A 19,209-nucleotide genomic window follows, 5' to 3' on the forward strand; every position below is an offset into this window, starting at 1 on the left:
GACCAAGCACCCGACGACCACGAGCACGCAAACAAGGGCCCGTAGCCCCCTCACGTCCATTATGGAAGTATGACGTAGCCGACTAAATAGGTCTTTCCGACGCCGACGGCGTCGGCTTTTTACCGAATTATAAATAGTTGGAATATTCTGGTTCGGTGATTCGACCCGGTGTCAGTCTGCCGAAACGGATCGAACGAAGCGCAGGACTGATACCTCGAGCGAACCTATCGGAAGCGAAGTGTACAGCGTCAACGTTCCGGTTCCGGGGCGAGTCCGAACCCTGGCGAACGACCTCTATCCCGATCTGATCGGCTTCGACACCGTCCGCGAGGATCACTCGTGTCTCCTCAAACGCCTCGGTGAGGCAAACCACGTCGCACAGCTCCAGCATCGTGCGCACCGCGCACTCGAGGGGACGCCTGCGGTCGAGGCCCGAATAACGGGGATCGACTACTTCGCGGACCCGCCACTTGGATCGGCTCCCGTCGTCTACCTCGCCGTGGAGAGCCCCGGTCTCGAGTCGATCCACAGCGAACTCGCCGAAACGTTCGGCACGGTCGAGGGACTCGAGGGCGAGGAGTACGTCCCCCACGTCACGCTCGCCCGCGGCGGCGACGACGCGGCCGCTCGCCGGCTCGCAGACAGGGAGATCGATCCGATCGAGTGGACGATCACCGAACTCGAGTTCTGGGACGGAACGTACCGTCTCCCGGTGAGTCGGGTCTCGTTGCCCTCCTGATTGACCCGCTCGGCCGGAAGCTATTACGTACCGGTGTGGGTATCTCGAGTCATATGCGACGACGTGCGTTCATGAGACTCGCGACGCTCGTTCCACTCGCCGGTTGCAGCAGTCTACTCGGTGGCGGCCCCGTCGATACGACGCTCGGGAGAGGAGATACCGCGGAGTACAGCGCAGACGAGGGAGAGGTACTGTCGATCACGGTCGAGGTCCAGGAGATCTTCCAGCCGGAAGACGAGGAGACGGACCTCGAGCGGGAGTGGGTCACGTTCCGACTCGATCACGACGAAGAAGGCGTCGTCGACACGTGGATGATCGAAGAATCGGAGTCGATCGAGATTACAGCAGAGAACGGCGGGACGTACGTCGCGATGGTGAGCAACGGCGTCGCCGACGTCACGATCGAGTGAGAGACTGTTGTCCCGATCCCCCAGTCGATCGAGATTACGGCGACGGCGGGTCGCCGTCGTACACGCCGTGGTCTCCGTAGAAGTTCAGCATCGCGAACTTGAGTTTCGCCGGCTCGAGGTCGAGTAACTCCTCGCGTTCTTCGTGTGGAAAGCTCCCGTTGACGCTGTATTTACCGAGATCCGACTTCGCATCCCGCGAGTAGCGCGCGTCGAGGAGCGCGCGAACGCCGACGTCGGCCGGCGAGCGGATCACTCGACCGAGCGCCTGCCTCGTCTTTCGCACCGTCGGAATTTCGACGGCGTAGCGCCAGCCCGTGTCGGTCCCCTCGAACGCCGCGTCGTAGGCATCCTGGACCGCCTGGGCGCGGTCGTCGAGGTGTGGATACGGGACGCCGACGACGAGTACCGTCCGAGCGTCCTCGCCGTCGAAGCTGACGCCCTCGGCGAGTGTCCCCCACAGCGACGTACAGAGAACCGCGTCGTCGTCGGCGACGAACGACCGACGGACGTCCTCGACCGACGTTCCCGGTTCGTCGAGATAGACGGACGCCGCGGCGTCGGTGCGTTTCTCGAGTCGTTCTGCGTACCGGCTGGCCTCGCCGTAGTTGGGGAAAAACGCCAGCGTGTTCCCCGGCGTCATCCGGACCGCGTCGTGGATCGTCCCGGTGACGTCGTCCTGAACGGCGGGGTCGTCCCGATCGGAGGAAAACAGCGGTGGCGTCTCGACGGCGTACGTCCGGCGATTTTCCGCGGGAAACTGCAACCCGTAGGCCATCGTCACCGCCTCCTCGAGGCCGAGGACGTCCTCGGTGACGTCGAACGGCTGGAGCGTCGCACTCATCAGGACCGTTCCGTACACCTCCTCGAACAGCCGTCCCGTCACCTGCCGCGGGAGACAGGTGTACAGTTCGGCCCGGCCGTACACTTCGTCCGTGCCGGCGTCTCGGGTCACCGAGACGACCGGATACAGCCCCTCTTTCGATCCCTCGTTCATCCACGCGCTGACGAACGCCGCAGCCTGCAGAGTCTGACACTCCGTCCGCGTCGCCGTCTCGCCATCGCGGTAGGCCTCCTCGTACTCCTCGTCTAGGTCCTGGCCCAGCTTCATCGCGGCCTCGAGGTCGGCGTCGATCCCCGCTCCGGAGTACCGTTGCAGGAACTCGAGGGTGAGGTCGTCGCGCCGGTCCTCGTTCGCGATGGGGACGTCCGCCCAGTTCTCGTCGATCCGCTCTCGGTCGCCGAAGCCGAACGACTCCTCGTAGGTCTCGACGAGCGCGCGGTGAAACGCCGAGAGGACGTTCGCGGCGTCCTCGGATCGCGGATCGTCAGTCTCGGCCAGTTCGTCGATCGCTGACTCGAACGTTCGTTCGGAACAGGTCCGGGTGGCGTGTTCTCGAGCGGCGTCCTCGACGTTGTGGGCCTCGTCGAAGACGGCGATCACGTCCTCGGGGTCGCGGCCGAGCCACCGGAAGAACTGCTCTCTGATGGTGGAGTCGAGCAGGTGGTGGTAGTTACAGACGACCAGATCGACGCCCTCGATCCCCTCTTTTAAGAGTTCGTATCCACAGAACTCTCGCTGGTCGGCGTACTCGTAGATCTCTTCTGGACGGCGGACGTCCTCGAACAGCCAGGCGAAAAAGTCGTCCGTGTCCTCGGTCAGGTTGTTCCGGTAGTACTCACAGACGTTGCGCTCTTCTAGGTCCTCGAGTCGGTCGTCGATCGCCTCGAGTTCGTCCATGACCGCGCTGCGCGCGTCGGCCGCGCCGCCGTCGCCCTCCTGGCTCTCCGAGAGGAGTTCCCGCTGTCGGCGCTCGAGTTGCTCGCGGTCGCGCTCGGCGTCGACGACCGACCGGGTAGTGTCCCGAAGCGCCTGACACTCCTCGTACCCGACGTCGATGTGACACATCGACGACTTTCCCTTGAAGACGATCGCCCGGATCGACTCCTCGGCGGTGATCGCGCGGGCTTCCGCGACGAACTGGCGCATCTGCTGGTGGACGTCGGTCGTGATGACGACGGTCTTGTCCCGTTCCCGGGCGACCTCCAGGGCGGGAACGAGCGAGGAGAGGGTCTTTCCCGTCCCACAGGCACCCTCGAAGAGGACGTCCTGCCCGCGAACCAGCGCGTTGTAGATGCGGTCCATCGCCTCGCGCTGGTTCTCGTAGGGCTGGTCGTAGGGGAAAAACCGCATGTAGTCGCTCGTCTCGGACACGATCCGTGATAGGTTCCCGCTACGATAAAAGCGTTCGTCTCGAGCGGGTCCCAGGCCGGCGACCGGACACGATCCGGACCGAGGGCTCGAGCAAGCGGGTAGCGAGCGCCAGGGGGTAACGGATCACCGACCCAGTTATGGGATGAGCAGGCGCAAATCCTCGCGCTTCAGCGCGGGGAGGATGTCAACGTCAGGATACCACCGTTGACGACGACGTCGGTGGCGTCGGGCGGAACGTCGAACTCGAACTGGATGTTGTCGACGACCACGATCGCCGTTTCGGCGACGACGTCGAGTTCGGGTTCGCCCGCGGCGGGACCGAAATCGACCGCGATAACGGATTCGTCGTCGTATTCGCGGTTGGTGATCGTGACGTCCTCCGTACGTCCGACGGCAGCCTGGAGTTCGGGCGGTGTTTCCATGGTTGACCGTTGGTGGGGACCGCTCGTAAGCAGCATGCAGGAATGTGCCCTTCGGTCGGTAGCCCGATCTCCGCAGCGTTCCAGACCGCCTGTGGCTTTTCGAAGGGAAGTTCTGACGGCGAGCGAAGCCAGCGAACGAAGTCGCCGATGTTGACCGTCCGACGGATCGGATGCCGTCGCGTGCGCCGAGATCAGTAATGCACAGTGAATTTATGGGAGCGGACACTGTATCGATAGTCGAACGAATGGATGCACGCGATTCCGGTGTGCCGCCCGGAGGACACGCCCTCGAGAGCGCGATCGAGGAATTCCTCGAGTCGGGGAACAAGGCGGGCAACTATCGCGACGCCTTAGAGCGCGTGCTCGGCGACTGGCGGGAACGGCTCGAACGCCGCGGCGTGAGGACCGTCGAAGCGGTCACGAAACGCCACATGGCAGAGTACGCGAAGGCCCTCTCCGGCCGAGTGACGAGCGGCGACCGCAACGCCGACGGCGGGATTTCCGCGGCGACGGCGTGGACGTATTACGATTACGTCTCGGCGTTTCTCTCCTACTGCGTCCGGTGGGACTGGCTCGAGGAAAACCCCGCTCAGAAAGGAGTTGCACTCGAGGAACTCCCTCCCCGACCGAAGAAACGAAGCGGCGACCAGCAGTTCTGGTCGCCGGACGATCGGAACCGCTTGCTGCGCTATGCCGACCGTCGCGCACACGACGCCGTCGAGGCGAAGGGGTCGGGTGCGCTCGAGGAACTTCGCGACCGGGCGCTCGTCTACGTCCTCGCCTACTCCGGCGTTCGCGGAGGGGAGATACTCAGCGATCCCAGGGACGACCGCCGCAACGGACTCCGGTGGGGAGACGTCGACCTCGAGAACAGCCAGCTACTCGTCCTGGGGAAGAACCAGCACGCGGACGAAGAAGTCCAGCTTCCCAGACAGGCGCATTCGCCGATCGAGCGCCTCGAGCGGGCGCTGGACCCGCCGTCCGCGGAGTGGCCGGTGTTCGTGACGAATCACGCGCCGTCGCTTTACGCCACGCTTCCGGACGACGTCGATCCGTCGACGGGGGATCCGCTCACGTTACACCGCGAACGCGGGACCGTCCCGCCGTCGCTCTCGACGAACGGCGGTCGATCCGTCCTGAAGCGACTCTGCGAGGACGCCGATATCGACGTCGACGGCGGCTATCTGAAACCCCACGGTGCGAGACGTGGCGTCGGGGAAGCGGTGTATCGCGAGCACGGTGCGGCCGCAGCACAGCGGGTGCTTCGTCACGCTGATCCGCGGACGACCTCGGAGATGTACGCCCACATCGAAGCCAGCGAACTGGCCGAAGAGGTGTCCGAAGTGTTCGAAAGCGAGTGATACGAAATGAGACGGCGGTCACCCCGAACTCCACCCAATCGACCACGAGCGAGAGACGACTCGAGGTCGCTCCGTGATACCGAGGGACACTGCCGGCGACTGCGCGGTCTATCGCCTTGTGCCTCGAGTTCTTCGCCCCGAATATGCCCATTCCCGGCTACGACCCCGGTACGGTCGCGGAGTTCACGCTCGATCGCGCGGGTGCGCGACTCGACGTCGTCGCGGGCGTCGTCCCCGAGACGGTCGGCCTCGAGCCGGCTGCAACCGATCCGCCGGCGGCGGCGCTGTCGAAACCGGTCGAACTCGTCGGGCTCGATGAACTGCGGGCGATCGAGGCGATCCGCATCGAACTCGTCTACGACCCGGCGGCGTTGCCGCCGGGGGCGAGCCCGACCGACGTCGCCGTCGGCGTCGAGACGGACGACGGCTGGACACCCATCCGATCCGCCGTCGACCTCGAGGAGACGACGGTGACGGCGGCGTCGAACGACCGACCGCCGGGGTCGACGGTCGTAGCGATGTACGCGGACTGATACGGTCAACTGTGAGACATTTCCGAAGACCGCGGGAAGTCGTTCGGTCGCTCCGGTAATGACGTACAGCAGTCCTACGAAGCGAGGACTCCACGTAGGCCACCCCGCCGACTGACGCTTCATCACACCAGTCGGGGGCCGAAAAGAACGTCGTCTTCGAGCCCGTATCGCAGGCTATGATCGCGATCTTCTCCGATACACACAGCAATCGCGGCCACGAACTCGAGGGGGAGGCACTGGCCGCCGCACGGGACGCCGACGTGGTGATTCACGCCGGCGACTTTACGAGCACCGTCGCGCTCGAGGCTTTCCAGAACGAGTGCGAACGGCTGTTCGCCGTTCACGGCAACGCGGACAGCGCCGCCGTTCGAGACCGCCTGCCGACGGCCCGGGTCGTCGAGGAGGACGGCGTTCGATTCGCCGTCACCCACCGACGGGACGGGGGGACGACCGGACTGGCGATGTTCGGCCGCTCGCGAGACGCGGACGTCGTCGTCTCCGGACACAGCCACCGGCCGACGGTCGTCGAAACCGGGGAGTGTCTGTTGCTCAACCCCGGGAGCCACGCGGATCCACGGGGAAACAGGCCGGGATTCGCCGTCATCGAGTTCGAAGGCGACGATTCGGGCACGCTCGAGGGCCAACTGCTCGAGCCGAACGGGAGGCGGATCGACGGGTTCGAAATTCAGCGGGAGTGATCCGAACGGGTGTATCGTATTCGTTGAAACGGTCACTCACCGATCGCCGATCCGCCTTGCGATCAGGTCTGCAGTGACGTGCAGTGGTTACTATGGAACACTGGAGGAAAGCCGTCCGGACGCGGGACGGAAGCGTCAACGGGGCGATCACGGCCGAGGGCGGGAGGTCCTCGAGAGAGGCGAGCCCTGGGGCGAGGGCGTGGAGGGCGGACTCGTTCTTCTCGACGGACAAGTGCCGCGGAGGGCGTGCGACACCCATCTTCGGCTACGGTGGCACGTTCAATATAAGCGACGTAAGCTGAAAAAGCGGTTTTAGCTACCGGTGTGTGCGCTCCCAGCCGGCGATATGTGCGGTGAGATCGACGGCAGGAACCACCCCCACAGGCGGTCACGCAACGTCGAAACGGTTTTGCACGCTGACACAGTACTCGCCTCGTATGCTCGAGTACATCCCGGACGATCCCGTCATCATTGCGGTCGTCGTGATCCTGCTCTCGCTCGTGTTCTTCTCGTATCTGTTGCTCCGCCGAACGGTCCTCGAGTTCCGCGACGGGATGCGCGGCCGGTAGCGCGGATCGAATTCGAGCCCGACGACCGATCGCAGTTTTGGCGACCGATCCGGCTCGAAGCCGCCCGTTCGCGGCTGGATGGCTCGCGTCCGGGAGGCAACCGTTCCCAACTCGTCGTCTCGAAGAGCGTCATCTCCCTGTCATCGCCGCCATTACACGCTCGAGCGCGCGGTCGACGTCCTCGCCCGAGACGTCCCGGTGCGTACAGAACCGAACCGTCGTCGGTCCCATCGCCGACGCTAGCACGTCCCGTTCTCGCAGTCGCTCGAGGACGGCCTCGGCGTCGTCACCGGTTCCCGACACGTCGACGAGGACGATGTTCGTCTCTGGAGGACGGACGTCGAAGCCGTCGACGTCGGCCAGCCCGTCGGCCAGTCTCCGTGCGCGTTCGTGATCGGCCTCGAGGTCGTCGACGTTCTCGAGGGCACGAAGTCCCGGCGCGCCGACGACGCCGACCTGTCGCATACCGCCGCCGAACAGTTTCCGGGTTCGACGGGCGCGGTCGACGAATTCCTCAGGACCGGCGAGCATCGAACCGATGGGCGCGCCGAGCCCCTTCGAGAGACAGAACATCACCGAGTCGACGTGGTCGGTGATCTCGGTGACGGGGACGTCGAGCGCGACGGCCGCGTTGAACACGCGAGCCCCGTCGAGGTGAACCGGGACGTCGTGCCCGCGGGCCGCCTCGGCCGCCGCGGCGATCCGGTCGGGTTCGATCGCGACGCCGCCTCTCGCGTTGTGCGTGTTCTCGAGACAGAGCAAGCCGGTCCCGGGCCGGTGGAGGTCCTCCTCGACGACTCCCGCATCTACCTGCTCGGGCGTCGGGACACCCCTGTCGCCGCCGTCGAGGGTTCGCACCTGCAGACCCGAGTGGCGGGCCAGCCCGCCGAGTTCGTACTTGTAGACGTGACTCGCACGCTCGACGAGCACCTCCTGGCCGGGTTCGGTGTGTACCTGCGCCGCGATCTGGTTGCCCATCGTCCCGGTCGGAACGAACAGCGCGGCTTCTTTGCCGACCGCCTCGGCCGCACGCGCCTCGAGTTCGCTTACCGTCGGATCCTCGCCGTAGACGTCGTCGCCGACGTCGGCCGTGCGGGCGGCCTCGCGCATCGCCTCGTCGGGTTTCGTCACCGTATCCGAACGCAGATCGATCATGGCTGTCGTAACGGACCGACGGGAAATATACTGTCGGACTTACGGGAGGGTCCGCTTCGACGCTCGCTTCCGTCTCGCTCGGTTGGCCGGTTCCGTCCGGGTGAAACACTCGTCCGGATCGATCGCCGTTTCCGATCCGTATATAAATAGACGATAGGTATCGCGATAACACACTCTCGAATCCCGACTCGAGTAAGCGTATGGCCACCGACGAACATCTGGCGCGGAGTCGGGCGGTGTGGGATCGCAAGAGCGACCGCTACGGGATGAGCGAACGGGACTTCGAACCGATTCGGGAGACGGCGATGGATTACCTCGAGTTGGGTGCCGGCGACCGGGTGCTGGACGTCGGCTGTGGGCCGGGGGTCAACTTCGAACGGCTCCGGAGCGACGTCGGGGAGTCCGGGTCCGTCGTCGCCGTCGACTACAGCCCGGAGATGGTCGCCAACGCACGCGAGCGGGTCGACCGCCACGGCTGGGAGAACGTCGAGGTACTGTGTGCGGACGCGACCGAAGTCGACCCCGACGGCGAGTTCGACGCGGCGATGGCGTCGCTGTCGATGGCCGTGATGCCCGACGCTCGTCGGGCCGTCGAGAACGTGTATCGGCTGCTCGCCCCGGGCGGGACGTTCGTCGTCTTCGATCTCAGGCGGGTTCAGACGGGGCCAGCGCGGGTGTTCAACCCGTTGCTCTGGCGGTTCCTCCGCTGGTATGCAAACTGGAATCCGGAGAACGACGTCCTCGAGGCACTGCGGACCGTCTCCGACGAAACCGACGTCGTCGAGACGTACGCGGCCGGCGTGGGGTACACCGTCCGCTGTCGAAAACGACCCGATTCGGGAGAGTGAGCGGTTCGTTTATTGAGCGACGAGGATGACACCGACGCCCGCGAGCAGGAGCCCTGCGACTCTCGTTGTGGTTATTTCGTCCCCGAGCACAGCCATCCCGATTAACGCTGCGACGACAAAATACATGGCACCGAGAGTCGAGACGACCGTCGTTGAGCCACGTGAAAGACCGATGTACATCGAGACGAAACCAACTCCGGCGAACACCCCAGCCACGCCAGCAAGCGCCCCGCCTCGTGGCGTGATGGCCAGTGAGGCCCCTGACACGAAAACGTACCCGACTGCAAGGATGGCTGCGACGAGATACGAGATCGCGGCAGCCGTCGTTGGGTCGATGGATTCTGACGCGGCGTTCCCCACGACGATCCAAATTCCCCACGAGACCATCGTTAGTACCCCGAATGCCACAGCCGCATTTACCTCTGGGACTTCCATCGGTTGTAGCTTCGTCCCTGTGTCGATAAAAGACGCTGCTTGTAGCAATTCTGATCTAAGTGGAGGACCCAACTGCCAGTGACCGACTTGTGCCCTGTATTCACCACTATTTCTCAAATAAATCACAAATCGAGAGCTCTCAGTAGAGCCGACCAACCAGATCACGAACCGGAACCGGACTCACGGATCGGATTCCAGCATCCGGCCGATCACGTTGGCTTCGCCCCGTCGGACCAGTTCCGAAGCCGTCGAAACCGCACACTCGAGTTCGTCGGCGATCGCTTCGATGCCGTTCCGTCGCGGAACGTCGTAGTAGCCGACAGCCCAGGCGGCCTCGAGTGCCGCGTGCTGTCGGTCGGAGACGGGGGGATCGGCGGCCGTAACCGAGTCGCTCACCCACAGGACGTCCGCCGCGATCCCGTCGGATTGTGCCTCGAGGATCGCGGTGAGATCGGTCGGATGGCCGACGATCGTCAGCCGGATCGTCCGGTCCGATCGGACCTCGATCGGCGGGACGACGACGACGGTGTCCTGTGCGAGCGCGTTCAACAACGAGAGTCCATCGGGGCCGAGCTCCCGGCGGAGGTACAGGAAAAAGCCGCCCTCGGCGGGCGTGATATCGTACTCCCGAATCCGCTCGAGGCCGTCGAGCACCGACTCGTAGGCCGGGCGCTCGCCGTAGACGAAGGAGGTGATCGTCTCGACGCCGTCGACCGCCTGGCCGCCGAGGATGATCTCCCGATCGATCTCCGGCGACGTACAGATCCCCTCGTGGATCGGCGAGAGCGCGTCGTCGTCGTGGTCGAGCGACACGCGGACGGATTTCATCGATCGACGAATGCGCGCCGAAGTATATAAAGCCACGATAGGCTTCGGGGACACCCCGAGGATCCGCCGGCACCTGTCATCGGGTATGAACCGTCACGTTCGACGAGTGGTTCGCGCTGGACTCGTTCTCGGAGCCGTCATCGCCGGCGTTGTCGCCTATCGCCGGTTGCGAACCCGACCAACCCAACGCGAACCCGAACCGATCACGGAACGGCACAGCGGGGCGTTTCTCGTCCGCCGCCGGTGTGAGCCCGACCGACTCGAGGACGTGCGAGACGCCGTCGAACGACACGGCGGGACGTCCGCGGACGAGTGGCTGCTCGCCCTCGAGGGCGCGAGTACGGCCTCGCTGTTTCTCGATCGAACCGGCGACGACCCCGAACTCGTCTGGTACGTCGAGGTGCCGTGGGCCGCCGTCGAACAGTGGGACGGCGACGACCCGGAGACGACGGTCGCGGCTGCGTTTCCACTGACCCACGAGGCGCTCGATGACGCCGACGAGCCGGTCGATCGGGAGCTGCTCGTCCACGCGGTCCATCCCTCGCGGCCACGCAGGACCGTCGTCGACGCCGTCGCACTCGAGGGAACCGGTGACGCACTCGAGCGGGAGGCGCAGGCGGACCGAACCGCCGACCGCTCCGTCGACGTCGAACTGGTTCGGATGGACCTCGAGTCCGGGGTTCCGGAGCGATTCGCCGACTGGTTCGCCGCCCTCTCCCGCAACGTGACCGATGGCGAACTGCGACTGAATCGGATCGAAGCCTGGAGCATCGAGATGCTCGAGGCCGAAGACATGTTCACCGAATCGATCTTCCTCGAGCGCCGGCCCGACGGCTACTCGCTTCTCGGCTACATGGAAACGGCCGAGATGGCCCGCGTGTACGACGCCTACTACGACACGTGGAACCCCGTCGCGCGGGCGTCCGAACTCGTGCTCGGTCGGGTTCTCGTCGATCCGGCGGTGATTCTCGAGTACCCGCTCGAGACGGACGTCGAACTCCTCGCACACGCGACGAATCCCGACCGGCCGCGTCGAGCGTCGGCGTGTGAGCGCTTCTCGAGCGAGTCTTCGGCGGAGTGATACGGATTGCTGTAACGATTTACCGGCGCAACCGCCGCCCGGGTCGCGGTTGCGCCGGCAATGACTTACAGTAAACCGTATGAATCACTCGTCGTCCAGTACGTACGAGAACGCGCGCAGCGTGTTCCGGCCGCGTTCGGTCGTCGACACGCGCTTCGTCCGGCCGACGTCTTCGACCGTGAGGGAGCAACTGTGTCGGACCCATCCGATCTACGGGTGACGGCGAAACGACTCGAAAGACATTACTTCGATTATCGAAGTAAAGGGCAGGGGCATTTCACACTGCCGAAATCGACTATCGGTCGAGACTCGTCCGAGACGGCGATGCTACCGTGCGGACCGACGACGGACCGCACGAGCGAGAACGGTCGATTTTTCCCCGCGGTGAACGATCCACGGACGATGAACGGCGTCGACGGACGGGCGACCGGGCGGAGGGGGTGTCGATGACCGACGGGGACTCGAGCGAGGCGGGCGGTCGCGCCCGAACCGTCGTCTCCGCGCTCCGTCTGGTCGCGGTCGTCTCGCTGCTCGTCGGCTTCAGCGGCTGGCTGCTCGAGGACGGCGAGGTGGTCCTCGAGTCGCCGTACACGCTCGCTTTCGCCGCGGGCGTCGCTTGCGCGCTCGCATCGATCTACCTTGGGATTTTTCTGGCCGAAGGCGGCGACTGATACGGATTACTGTACCTGTGTACCGGAGCGACCGCGGGACTGCGCCCGGTCGCTCCGGTAACGACGTACAGTAAACCGTATGAGATGGTTGCGGGCTGGCCGTCTCGAGGCGGCTTCGGAAATCCCTCGAGCGTTCACCCGTCCATTCCTTCAGTACAATCCAGTAATTATATTATCGTTCAGAACGACCGTCACGATGGGAGCCAACCCGCTCCAGAACGCGGACGCGGGGGCATGCGTTGGAAAGTGCCCCGGGTGCAGAGACACCCGAGGCGGGTGGCTTCCAAATCGTCCCGATTTGGTTGCCATGCTTTCGTTACTGCCACCGAGACAAAAAGGTCTCGCACGACAGTCGTCTCTCGCCACCGATCAGCCACCGGCCTCGAGCCCGCCTCGGAGGCGACACCGATGAGTTCCGAGCGCGAAGCTGCCGGCGCAGAAAGCGTCGACGATTCCGAACTCCGCTGCGATCGCTGCGGGGATCCGATCCGCGAAAACCGGGTGATACACCTCTCGAGCGATCCGTGTCCCGCACTCGCGGGCCGCTATGTGGCCGTCACAGAGACGTACTGTCCCGACTGCGTCGCCGGCATCGGCATGCTCGCGTTCGTGGCGGAGACTCGAGCGCGCTCGTCGCCGAAACCTGAGTGACGGCCGCTCGAGCGGGGTCGTTTTTTGTCCGGCAGTATCAGGCCGGCGCTACAATTACCGGGAGGACCTCCACGGGGTATGAACGAAATCGACGTCGAGACGACCGGGTACGACGACGCGATCGCGAGAGCGGACACGTTCGCCGCGCAGGCGCGTCGACGAGCGGAAACGGAACGGGAGGCCGTCGAGTGGGCTATCGGGGAACTCGAAGCGCTGGTCGACACGCAGGGTGTCGACCTCGAGCCGTTGCTCGAGTACAGTCGGCGAAGCCGGGAGAGCCTCCCCGACCGCCACCGGCGGGCCTACGAGGCGATGGCCGACGAGTTCGACGTCGATCCGGACGTGTACGAAGCGTACGTCTTCGCGTTCTCGGAGCTCTGCGAGGAACTGGCCGACGGAACGGGGCGATCGGAGAAGAACCCGAAGGGGTGTACGAACGCGCTGGTGTCGGGGCCGAAACTCGCCACCGAGAGCGACGCCGACGGCCCGCTCGTGTTGAAAAACCGGGACATCGCGGGGCGAGGCGTCCGACCCAAATCGATCGTCGAGCAGCCGCCGATCGACGACTACCACGGCTTCCTGACGATCGACACCTGCGGCACGATTTCGATCTTCAAGGGCGTCAACGACCGGGGGCTCGTCGCGGCGAACACCCACATCGACAGCGAACGCGACGACGTCGATCCCGAAGACCAGCTCCGAAACGGGACCGTCATCCGAATTCTGCTCGAGGAGTGTGCCACCGTCTCTGAAGCGCGGACCGTCCTCGAGTCGTACCCGACGCGTCGGCTGATGGGCCAGACGCTGTTTCTCGCCGACGGAACCGACGCGATCTTGCTCGAGGTCGATCCGGTCGCCGAGCGGATCGCCGTCGACGACGAGCCGATCGTAACGCGGACGAACCACTTCGTGAACTCCCGCTCGACCGAAACCGAGAGTTCGACGATTCGGCGGGAGCGAGCACTCGAGGAACTCGAGGGCGACGGCCGGCTGGATCGCGACGACCTGTGGGAGATCGCGCGCGATCACGAGAACAGGCCGGGCGACGACTCGGTCTGTCGCCATCCGGAACCCGAGACCGACGAACCCCACGCGTTCGGTCAGCTGACGACGGCGAGCACGGCGGTTTTCGAGGGCGGGTCGCCGACGATCGAGGTCGCGATGGGAAACCCCTGTGGAACCGAGCGCACCCAGTGTGCGTTCGGCGACGAGATTCCGACGGCGTTCCGGACGGGCCAGCGATGGCTCTCCCAGGTGAAAGAGAGCAAGACGTGATACTCCGATAACTCGTTTCAGCGACTCCGACGAGCAGGAACCGTGCGACGCTCGAGGTCGGCCTCGAGCCGGGTCGCCGCCTCGAGGCGGAGCGTCTTCGCACGGTGTTTCGACAGCCGTGAGTCCGGCAACCGATCGGACAACGGATCGTACGCCGACGGGGTGAACCCCATCGTTTGCAGGTAGTTTCGGACGTTCGCCGACTCGAGTCCGTCGCGTATCGCGGCGTCCGTGATCGTCTCGACGGTGTCGAACGCGGGAAGGGGTACCTCACCGCCGGCTCCGCCGCGATCGTGCGAGTCGGACTCGAGAACCGTCGTTCCGCGTTCGTCCGCTTGCATCACGACCGTCCGGACCTCCTCGGCGAGTCGAAGCACCTGGCTCGGGAGCGCCGCGTCGGGTGAGCGCCACTCGACCGTCGGAAACGCCTCCCGCAGCCGGATCGGCGTCCAGACCGCGTCGTAGGGGTCGAACTCGTCGTCGAACTCGGCCGGTTCGACGCCGCGCTCGAGCGCCCGGTCGCGAAACGTCTCGTAGGCGTCCTCGAGTCGCTGGTCCCACTCCGCGACGCTCTCGACGTACGGCCAGAGCTGTCCCTGCTCCGGACAGGGGTCATAACACGACCGTCGATAGAGGTGGGGACGGGCACACTCGAGAATCCGCTCGCCGCGGTAGTGCGACGAGCTGTTGACGAGCGCGAACGCGGGATCGATCGCGGTCAACGCGTTGAGCTGGTCGACGACGTTCGACTGCTCGAAGTGAACGTGGGTGCCGGCACAGACGCGGGCGTCGTCGAACGTCGGGCCCACGATCCGGCGCTGGAGGTCGGTGCCTCGCTTGTCGCGGTAGGGAATCTCCGACGGCGCGGCGAAAAGGGGCGTCGCCAGCGGGACGAGTCGCTTGTCCCGTTCGCGCGCCGCGTCGACTGCGGTACTGACCCGATCGAGAAACGTCTCGCGGAGTTCGGCCATCGACTGACACGGGGATGTTTTGATCTCGAGCATCGGCTCGACGAACTCGGGGTCGGTCCACTCGAACTCGTCGAGCAGTGAGTCGGGGGTGATCAGGTCGCCATCCTCGTCGACGACCCAGTACTCCACCTCGAGGCTGGTTTTCATAGATGTCTCCGTTGAACGTCGGCTGATTCGAGTCCGCGAGCAATCGAGCGCGGACCGCCACCAGTCGGAGATCGGACCCGGATTCACACGTCGTCGTCCGAATCCGGGTCCGATCTCCGACTTCCTCTCCTGTTGTGTGGATGAAGGTGTAGGCAACTGCTACCTGAATCCGTTGAGTCTGCACACGCAGGGAGGTCCCCGGTCGGAATCGAACGGCGAACGGTGATTCGAATCCGACGACGACCGGCGATTCGAAGCCGACGGCGACCGGTGATTCGAAGCCGACGGCGAATGGTGGATCGAATCCACCGATTCCGGATCCGGCGATCGACCCACTGACACGATTGTTACGTGGTTGCTCGAGGGTTTCTGCCGGATTGATAGCCTCGCGGTAACACTTTGTAACTGCACATGACCGACGAGACGAACGCGGGCGGAGACGAACTACCCTCGGTGATCGTGGTCGGCGGCGGCCCCGCCGGACTGAGCGCGGCGCTGTTTACCGCGAAAAACGGCCTCGAGACGACGGTGTTCGACACCGACGAGACGTGGATGCACAAAGCACACCTCTTTAACTACCTCGGGATCGGTTCGGTCGGCGGCAGCGAATTCATGGCGACCGCACGCCAGCAGGTCGAGGATTTCGGGGCCGATCGACGGCAGGGCGAGGAGGTAGCGGGAGTCGAGCGGACGGACGACGGGTTCGTCGTCGACACCGAAGAGGGACGCTACGAGTCGACGTACGTCGTGTTCGCGACCGGCGCGAACCGCGACCTCGCCGAGGACCTCGGCTGTGCGTTCACCGACGACGGCGTCGTGGACGTCGGCGTCGAGATGGAGACGAGCGTCGAGAACGCCTACGCGACGGGGGCGATGGTCCGAGTCGAGGAGTGGCAGGCCGCCATCGCCGTCGGCGACGGGGCCGCAGCAGGACTTAACATCCTCTCTGAAGTACGTGGTGAACGCTTCCACGACTTCGACGTGCCCGCCGACGCCGAGCGCGTCTTCGGCGAGGCCGTCGCGGAATAACTCACCATGTCCGACGAACCCACCAACCCAGTCACGCCCGAACCGCCCGACAGCCCGTTTCGAACCACCGGAACGGATCACATCACGATCTGGGGGAGCAACGAGGCGGACACCGTCGCGTTCTACCGCGACCTCCTCGGGATGCCCCTCGTGTTGCGCCAGCCGAACCTCGACGATCCATCCCAGACCCACCTGTTTTTCGACACCGGCGACGGCCGCATTCTGACTTTCTTCGTCAGCGACGACCGCCCCTCGAACCGGGGCGGCCAGCGCGGCGGCGTCGGGGCCGTCCACCACCTCTGTTTCAGCCTCGATCCCGAGGAGTACGAGGACGTCATGGACTCCCTCGAGGACGCCGGCCACCAGTACAACGTCTTCGATCGGGGGATCTTCCACTCGATTTACACCACGGACAACAACGGCCTCGTGATCGAACTCAGCGCCGACAAGTACGAAGTGCCCGACGACCGCCGCGGCGAGGTGCTCGCGAAAGCACAGGAACTCCGCGAGGACGACGGAGCCGAGTACGCCAAGGACGAACACCTCCGCGAGGCGATCGAGGCGGTCGGTCTCGAGGTCGTCGAGCACGATCTGCCGGAGGCCAGTACCGGCGTCGGTGGCGTCGAATGAGTCCGACGACAGACGGTGGCGTCGGATGACCCTACCACCGGGAGATGATGTCGGATGAGTCCGGCGTCGAACTCGAGCCCCGACGACGCGGACGGTCCACATCAGGGCCAGCCGCTGGTCACGGCCGGCACGCCCCTCGAGGAGGCCGACGCGGCGCTCGTCCTCGTCCACGGCCGCGGCGCGACAGCGCGGAGTATCATCCAGCTGGGAACGGAGGTCGGCCGGGACGGCGTCGCCCTGCTCGCGCCGCAGGCCGCAGGTAACGAGTGGTACCCGAACTCGTTTCTCGCGCCCGTCGAGTCGAACGAACCGGGGCGAACGTCGGGACTGCGGGCCGTCGCCGACGCGGTCGGCGAAGCGACTGACGCCGGCGTCCCCCTCGAGCGCGTGACGATCCTCGGCTTCTCGCAGGGAGGCTGTCTCGCGAGCGAGTTCGTCGCGCACAATCCACAACGGTACGGCGGACTCGTCGCGCTGAGTGGCGGCCTCATCGGCGAGTCGGTCGAACTCGAGGGGGACACGTCAGATGCGGAGGACGCCGGCGACGACGGAGATTCGGCCGGCGAGCTCGCGGGGACGCCCGCGTTTCTCGGCTGTAGTGACGCCGATCCCCACATCCCGCTCGAGCGCGTCCGCGAGACGACGCGGGTGCTCGAGGCGCTCGGTGCGGACGTCACCGAGCGCATCTACGAGGGGATGGGCCACGGCGTCAACGAGGACGAACTCGCGTTCGTCTCCGGGATGGTCGAGCGACTGGTCGACGGCTGATCCGGACGAGCGCGCGGGTCGATTTGGCGATCCGTCGTCGCGACCGGCAGATCGGTTTCGTCTCGAGACGAGCGCGTTACTCGGGCGGATACCGCAGCGTGATCGTCACTCTCGTTTCTCGGTGTTCGACGTACCACTTTCCGTCGACGGCGCGGTCGGGACCCAACGTCGCTTCGATTCGGTCGACCTCGCGGTGCGATCCGGCCGGATCGTCGCCGTACACGCTCCGCCGAGTGAGTTCGGTACCGTCCGGGACGCGCTCGTCGGAATCGGACGCGTCGTCTTCCAGGTTCGCTTCGTAGTTGTCGACGGCGACGTCGAGAACGTGCTCGAGGTGCCAGTTTTCGACGAGCGAATCCTCCTGTGGATCGAGAACGGACGCGTTTTCCGGGATCTCACCGGTTAGACGGACGATCAGCGTCCCCGGCAGGTGAGGACTACTGAAACTATCGTCGGTTTCGCCTCGATCGGTCGGCTCCTGGGAATCGGCGTCGACCTCTTCACCGGGTTCGTCCCTCGTGGGGTGATTGGTATCCAGCTCGTCGCCGCCGTCTCCGTCCGATCCTCCCTCGTTACAGCCGGCGAAGAGCAGGCTCGTAATGCCTCCAACCGATCCCAGAAGCGTCCGCCTGTCCATGACCGTCCAGCAGTACTGTTGTCGTAAATTATTACCGACCTGCAGACCATATATTAAGTGAGAGAGGGGGGCGAACACCTACCAAAAGAGGGGAAGCCGTCAATCCGCTCGAGCACGTAGGTCGGTTCGTGGCCTCGAGCCGACCCACCAGGCGGACGGTGCTTGCTGGTATCGCGGCGACGAGCGCGGCGGCCGTCGCCGGCTGTCTGGACCGCTCAGCGGAGCGATCCGAGGACGAAGACGACGAGGCGATCGTCGAGGCGGCCGAGGCGACGGCGAGCGAGGGCAAGACCGATCCCGACGCGTGGGCCGACGTCGAGAAGATTCGGCTAGACGCACACGTCGGCGGCTGGGTCGGCGCAGAACCCGATTTCGTCGATCGGATCGAGAACCCGACGCTCGTGTTGCTCGAGGGCCGGGAGTACGAGATCGTCTGGGAGAACCGCGACGGCGCGAAGCACAATTTCGCGCTTCACGACGACGACGGTGAGGTGGTCGACGAGTACGCCACCGGCGTCGTCGAGGACGTCGGCGCGACCGAACGCCTCGAGTTCGAGGCCCGACCCGAAATGACGACCTACATCTGCGAACACCAGCCGGTGATCCAGCACGGCGACGTGGTGGTTCTCGAGGACGACGAGAGCAGGACCGATGGCTGATTACCGGACGACGGTCACCGAACGGGACGATAATCGAGCGCGACGTACACCGAACGCGGCGATTACCGAACGACGGTCACCGGCACGGGGGACCGGCGGACGATCGTTTCGGCGATGCTACCGAGCAACACCCTCGAGACGCCGGTCCGGCCGTGGCTGCCGACGATGACGTGGTCGACGTCGTGTTCCTCGGCGTAGTCGACGATCGCTCGCGCGGGTTGGCCGACCGCCACCTCGGTTCGGTACTCGACGTCCGCCGCGTTCTCGAGGTCGGGAATCTCGGCGAATCCCTCCTCCTCGACCTCGTCTCGACGGTCTTTGAAATACTCCTTGACGAGATCGACCCCCGCGCTCGTCGACCCACCCGCCGCTTCGACCACGCGCAACAGGACGATCTCTTCGTCAGGATACGTGGCGAACGCGTGTTCGACTGCTTGCTGTGCCGGCGTGGAGCCGTCGTACGCGACGAGTATAGCCATA

General features: G+C 65.1%; 23 protein-coding genes. 15 read left to right on the plus strand and 8 right to left on the minus strand.

Annotation, left to right across the window (positions count from 1 at the left end; all coding sequences use genetic code 11):
• Positions 1-238 precede the first annotated feature (238 nt).
• Positions 239-739 (plus strand): 2'-5' RNA ligase family protein, encoded by a 501-nt coding sequence (locus EA473_RS10570; protein ID WP_124195632.1) that lies wholly within the window; start codon positions 239-241, stop codon positions 737-739.
• Positions 740-810: 71 nt separating this feature from the next.
• Entirely contained in the window at positions 811-1,149 is a 339-nt protein-coding gene (locus EA473_RS10575; RefSeq protein WP_243645231.1) for a hypothetical protein, read from the plus strand.
• A gap of 34 nt (positions 1,150-1,183) precedes the next feature.
• On the opposite strand, the gene EA473_RS10580 is transcribed toward EA473_RS10575, so the two are convergent.
• Positions 1,184-3,361: an ATP-dependent DNA helicase gene (locus EA473_RS10580; protein WP_124195634.1), complete on the minus strand. Its 2,178-nt coding sequence runs from the start codon at positions 3,359-3,361 to the stop codon at positions 1,184-1,186.
• Between the two features lie 167 nt (positions 3,362-3,528).
• Entirely contained in the window at positions 3,529-3,783 is a 255-nt protein-coding gene (locus EA473_RS10585) for a DUF7127 family protein (protein ID WP_124195635.1), read from the minus strand.
• Positions 3,784-4,028: 245 nt separating this feature from the next.
• Between EA473_RS10585 and EA473_RS10590 the strand changes: the two genes are divergently transcribed.
• The 4 genes from EA473_RS10590 (at position 4,029) to EA473_RS23065 (ending at position 6,944) form a co-directional block, all read left to right on the plus strand.
• On the plus strand, positions 4,029-5,144 hold the full coding sequence (locus tag EA473_RS10590) for a tyrosine-type recombinase/integrase (RefSeq protein ID WP_124195636.1): 1,116 nt from the start codon (positions 4,029-4,031) through the stop codon (positions 5,142-5,144).
• Between the two features lie 143 nt (positions 5,145-5,287).
• Entirely contained in the window at positions 5,288-5,677 is a 390-nt protein-coding gene (locus EA473_RS10595; RefSeq protein ID WP_124195637.1) for a hypothetical protein, read from the plus strand.
• A gap of 176 nt (positions 5,678-5,853) precedes the next feature.
• Positions 5,854-6,375 (plus strand): metallophosphoesterase, encoded by a 522-nt coding sequence (locus EA473_RS10600; protein ID WP_124195638.1) that lies wholly within the window; start codon positions 5,854-5,856, stop codon positions 6,373-6,375.
• Positions 6,376-6,812: 437 nt separating this feature from the next.
• Positions 6,813-6,944 carry a DUF7859 family protein gene (locus tag EA473_RS23065; protein ID WP_279387657.1) on the plus strand — a complete coding sequence of 44 codons (132 nt, stop codon included), beginning with the start codon at positions 6,813-6,815 and terminating at the stop codon, positions 6,942-6,944.
• 129 nt (positions 6,945-7,073) lie between these two features.
• Here EA473_RS23065 and EA473_RS10605 read toward each other — a convergent pair whose 3' ends face one another.
• On the minus strand, positions 7,074-8,099 hold the full coding sequence (locus EA473_RS10605; RefSeq protein WP_124195639.1) for a threonine aldolase family protein: 1,026 nt from the start codon (positions 8,097-8,099) through the stop codon (positions 7,074-7,076).
• 200 nt (positions 8,100-8,299) lie between these two features.
• Between EA473_RS10605 and EA473_RS10610 the strand changes: the two genes are divergently transcribed.
• On the plus strand, positions 8,300-8,947 hold the full coding sequence (locus EA473_RS10610; protein ID WP_124195640.1) for a class I SAM-dependent methyltransferase: 648 nt from the start codon (positions 8,300-8,302) through the stop codon (positions 8,945-8,947).
• Positions 8,948-8,956: 9 nt separating this feature from the next.
• Here the strand turns inward: EA473_RS10610 and EA473_RS10615 are convergent, their stop codons facing one another.
• Both EA473_RS10615 and EA473_RS10620 read right to left on the minus strand, forming a co-directional pair.
• Positions 8,957-9,382: an EamA family transporter gene (locus EA473_RS10615; protein WP_124195641.1), complete on the minus strand. Its 426-nt coding sequence runs from the start codon at positions 9,380-9,382 to the stop codon at positions 8,957-8,959.
• 180 nt (positions 9,383-9,562) lie between these two features.
• On the minus strand, positions 9,563-10,210 hold the full coding sequence (locus tag EA473_RS10620; protein ID WP_124195642.1) for a helix-turn-helix domain-containing protein: 648 nt from the start codon (positions 10,208-10,210) through the stop codon (positions 9,563-9,565).
• An 85-nt stretch (positions 10,211-10,295) separates the two neighbouring features.
• On the opposite strand from EA473_RS10620, the gene EA473_RS10625 reads away from it, so the two are divergent.
• The 4 genes from EA473_RS10625 (at position 10,296) to EA473_RS10640 (ending at position 13,888) form a co-directional block, all read left to right on the plus strand.
• On the plus strand, positions 10,296-11,291 hold the full coding sequence (locus tag EA473_RS10625) for a DUF6176 family protein (protein WP_124195643.1): 996 nt from the start codon (positions 10,296-10,298) through the stop codon (positions 11,289-11,291).
• Between the two features lie 446 nt (positions 11,292-11,737).
• Entirely contained in the window at positions 11,738-11,962 is a 225-nt protein-coding gene (locus tag EA473_RS10630; protein ID WP_124195644.1) for a hypothetical protein, read from the plus strand.
• Between the two features lie 408 nt (positions 11,963-12,370).
• Positions 12,371-12,613 carry a hypothetical protein gene (locus EA473_RS10635; protein WP_124195645.1) on the plus strand — a complete coding sequence of 81 codons (243 nt, stop codon included), beginning with the start codon at positions 12,371-12,373 and terminating at the stop codon, positions 12,611-12,613.
• 78 nt (positions 12,614-12,691) lie between these two features.
• Entirely contained in the window at positions 12,692-13,888 is a 1,197-nt protein-coding gene (locus EA473_RS10640) for a C45 family autoproteolytic acyltransferase/hydolase (protein WP_124195646.1), read from the plus strand.
• 17 nt (positions 13,889-13,905) lie between these two features.
• Here EA473_RS10640 and EA473_RS10645 read toward each other — a convergent pair whose 3' ends face one another.
• Complete coding sequence (locus EA473_RS10645) at positions 13,906-15,006, minus strand: glutamate-cysteine ligase family protein (protein WP_124195647.1); 1,101 nt, start codon at positions 15,004-15,006, stop codon at positions 13,906-13,908.
• 411 nt (positions 15,007-15,417) lie between these two features.
• Here EA473_RS10645 and EA473_RS10650 point away from each other — a divergent pair, with 411 nt between their 5' ends.
• From EA473_RS10650 to EA473_RS10660, 3 genes are read left to right on the plus strand one after another with little or no spacing between them, the layout of a single operon-like run.
• Positions 15,418-16,035, plus strand: coding sequence for an NAD(P)/FAD-dependent oxidoreductase (locus tag EA473_RS10650; protein WP_124195648.1), 618 nt, complete (start codon positions 15,418-15,420; stop codon positions 16,033-16,035).
• Positions 16,036-16,041: 6 nt separating this feature from the next.
• Positions 16,042-16,665: a VOC family protein gene (locus EA473_RS10655; RefSeq protein ID WP_124195649.1), complete on the plus strand. Its 624-nt coding sequence runs from the start codon at positions 16,042-16,044 to the stop codon at positions 16,663-16,665.
• A 54-nt stretch (positions 16,666-16,719) separates the two neighbouring features.
• Positions 16,720-17,433, plus strand: coding sequence for an alpha/beta hydrolase (locus EA473_RS10660; protein WP_124195650.1), 714 nt, complete (start codon positions 16,720-16,722; stop codon positions 17,431-17,433).
• Between the two features lie 76 nt (positions 17,434-17,509).
• Here EA473_RS10660 and EA473_RS10665 read toward each other — a convergent pair whose 3' ends face one another.
• Complete coding sequence (locus tag EA473_RS10665; RefSeq protein ID WP_124195651.1) at positions 17,510-18,070, minus strand: hypothetical protein; 561 nt, start codon at positions 18,068-18,070, stop codon at positions 17,510-17,512.
• A 128-nt stretch (positions 18,071-18,198) separates the two neighbouring features.
• On the opposite strand from EA473_RS10665, the gene EA473_RS10670 reads away from it, so the two are divergent.
• A complete protein-coding gene (locus tag EA473_RS10670) occupies positions 18,199-18,729 on the plus strand; it encodes a hypothetical protein (protein ID WP_124195652.1) in 531 nt (176 codons plus the stop codon).
• 62 nt (positions 18,730-18,791) lie between these two features.
• Here EA473_RS10670 and EA473_RS10675 read toward each other — a convergent pair whose 3' ends face one another.
• On the minus strand, positions 18,792-19,208 hold the full coding sequence (locus EA473_RS10675) for a universal stress protein (protein WP_124195653.1): 417 nt from the start codon (positions 19,206-19,208) through the stop codon (positions 18,792-18,794).
• Between the last annotated feature and the right edge of the window lies 1 nt (position 19,209).

Origin of the sequence: Natrarchaeobius chitinivorans, assembly GCF_003841505.1 — an archaeon.
Classification (GTDB): Archaea; Halobacteriota; Halobacteria; order Halobacteriales; family Natrialbaceae; genus Natrarchaeobius; species Natrarchaeobius chitinivorans.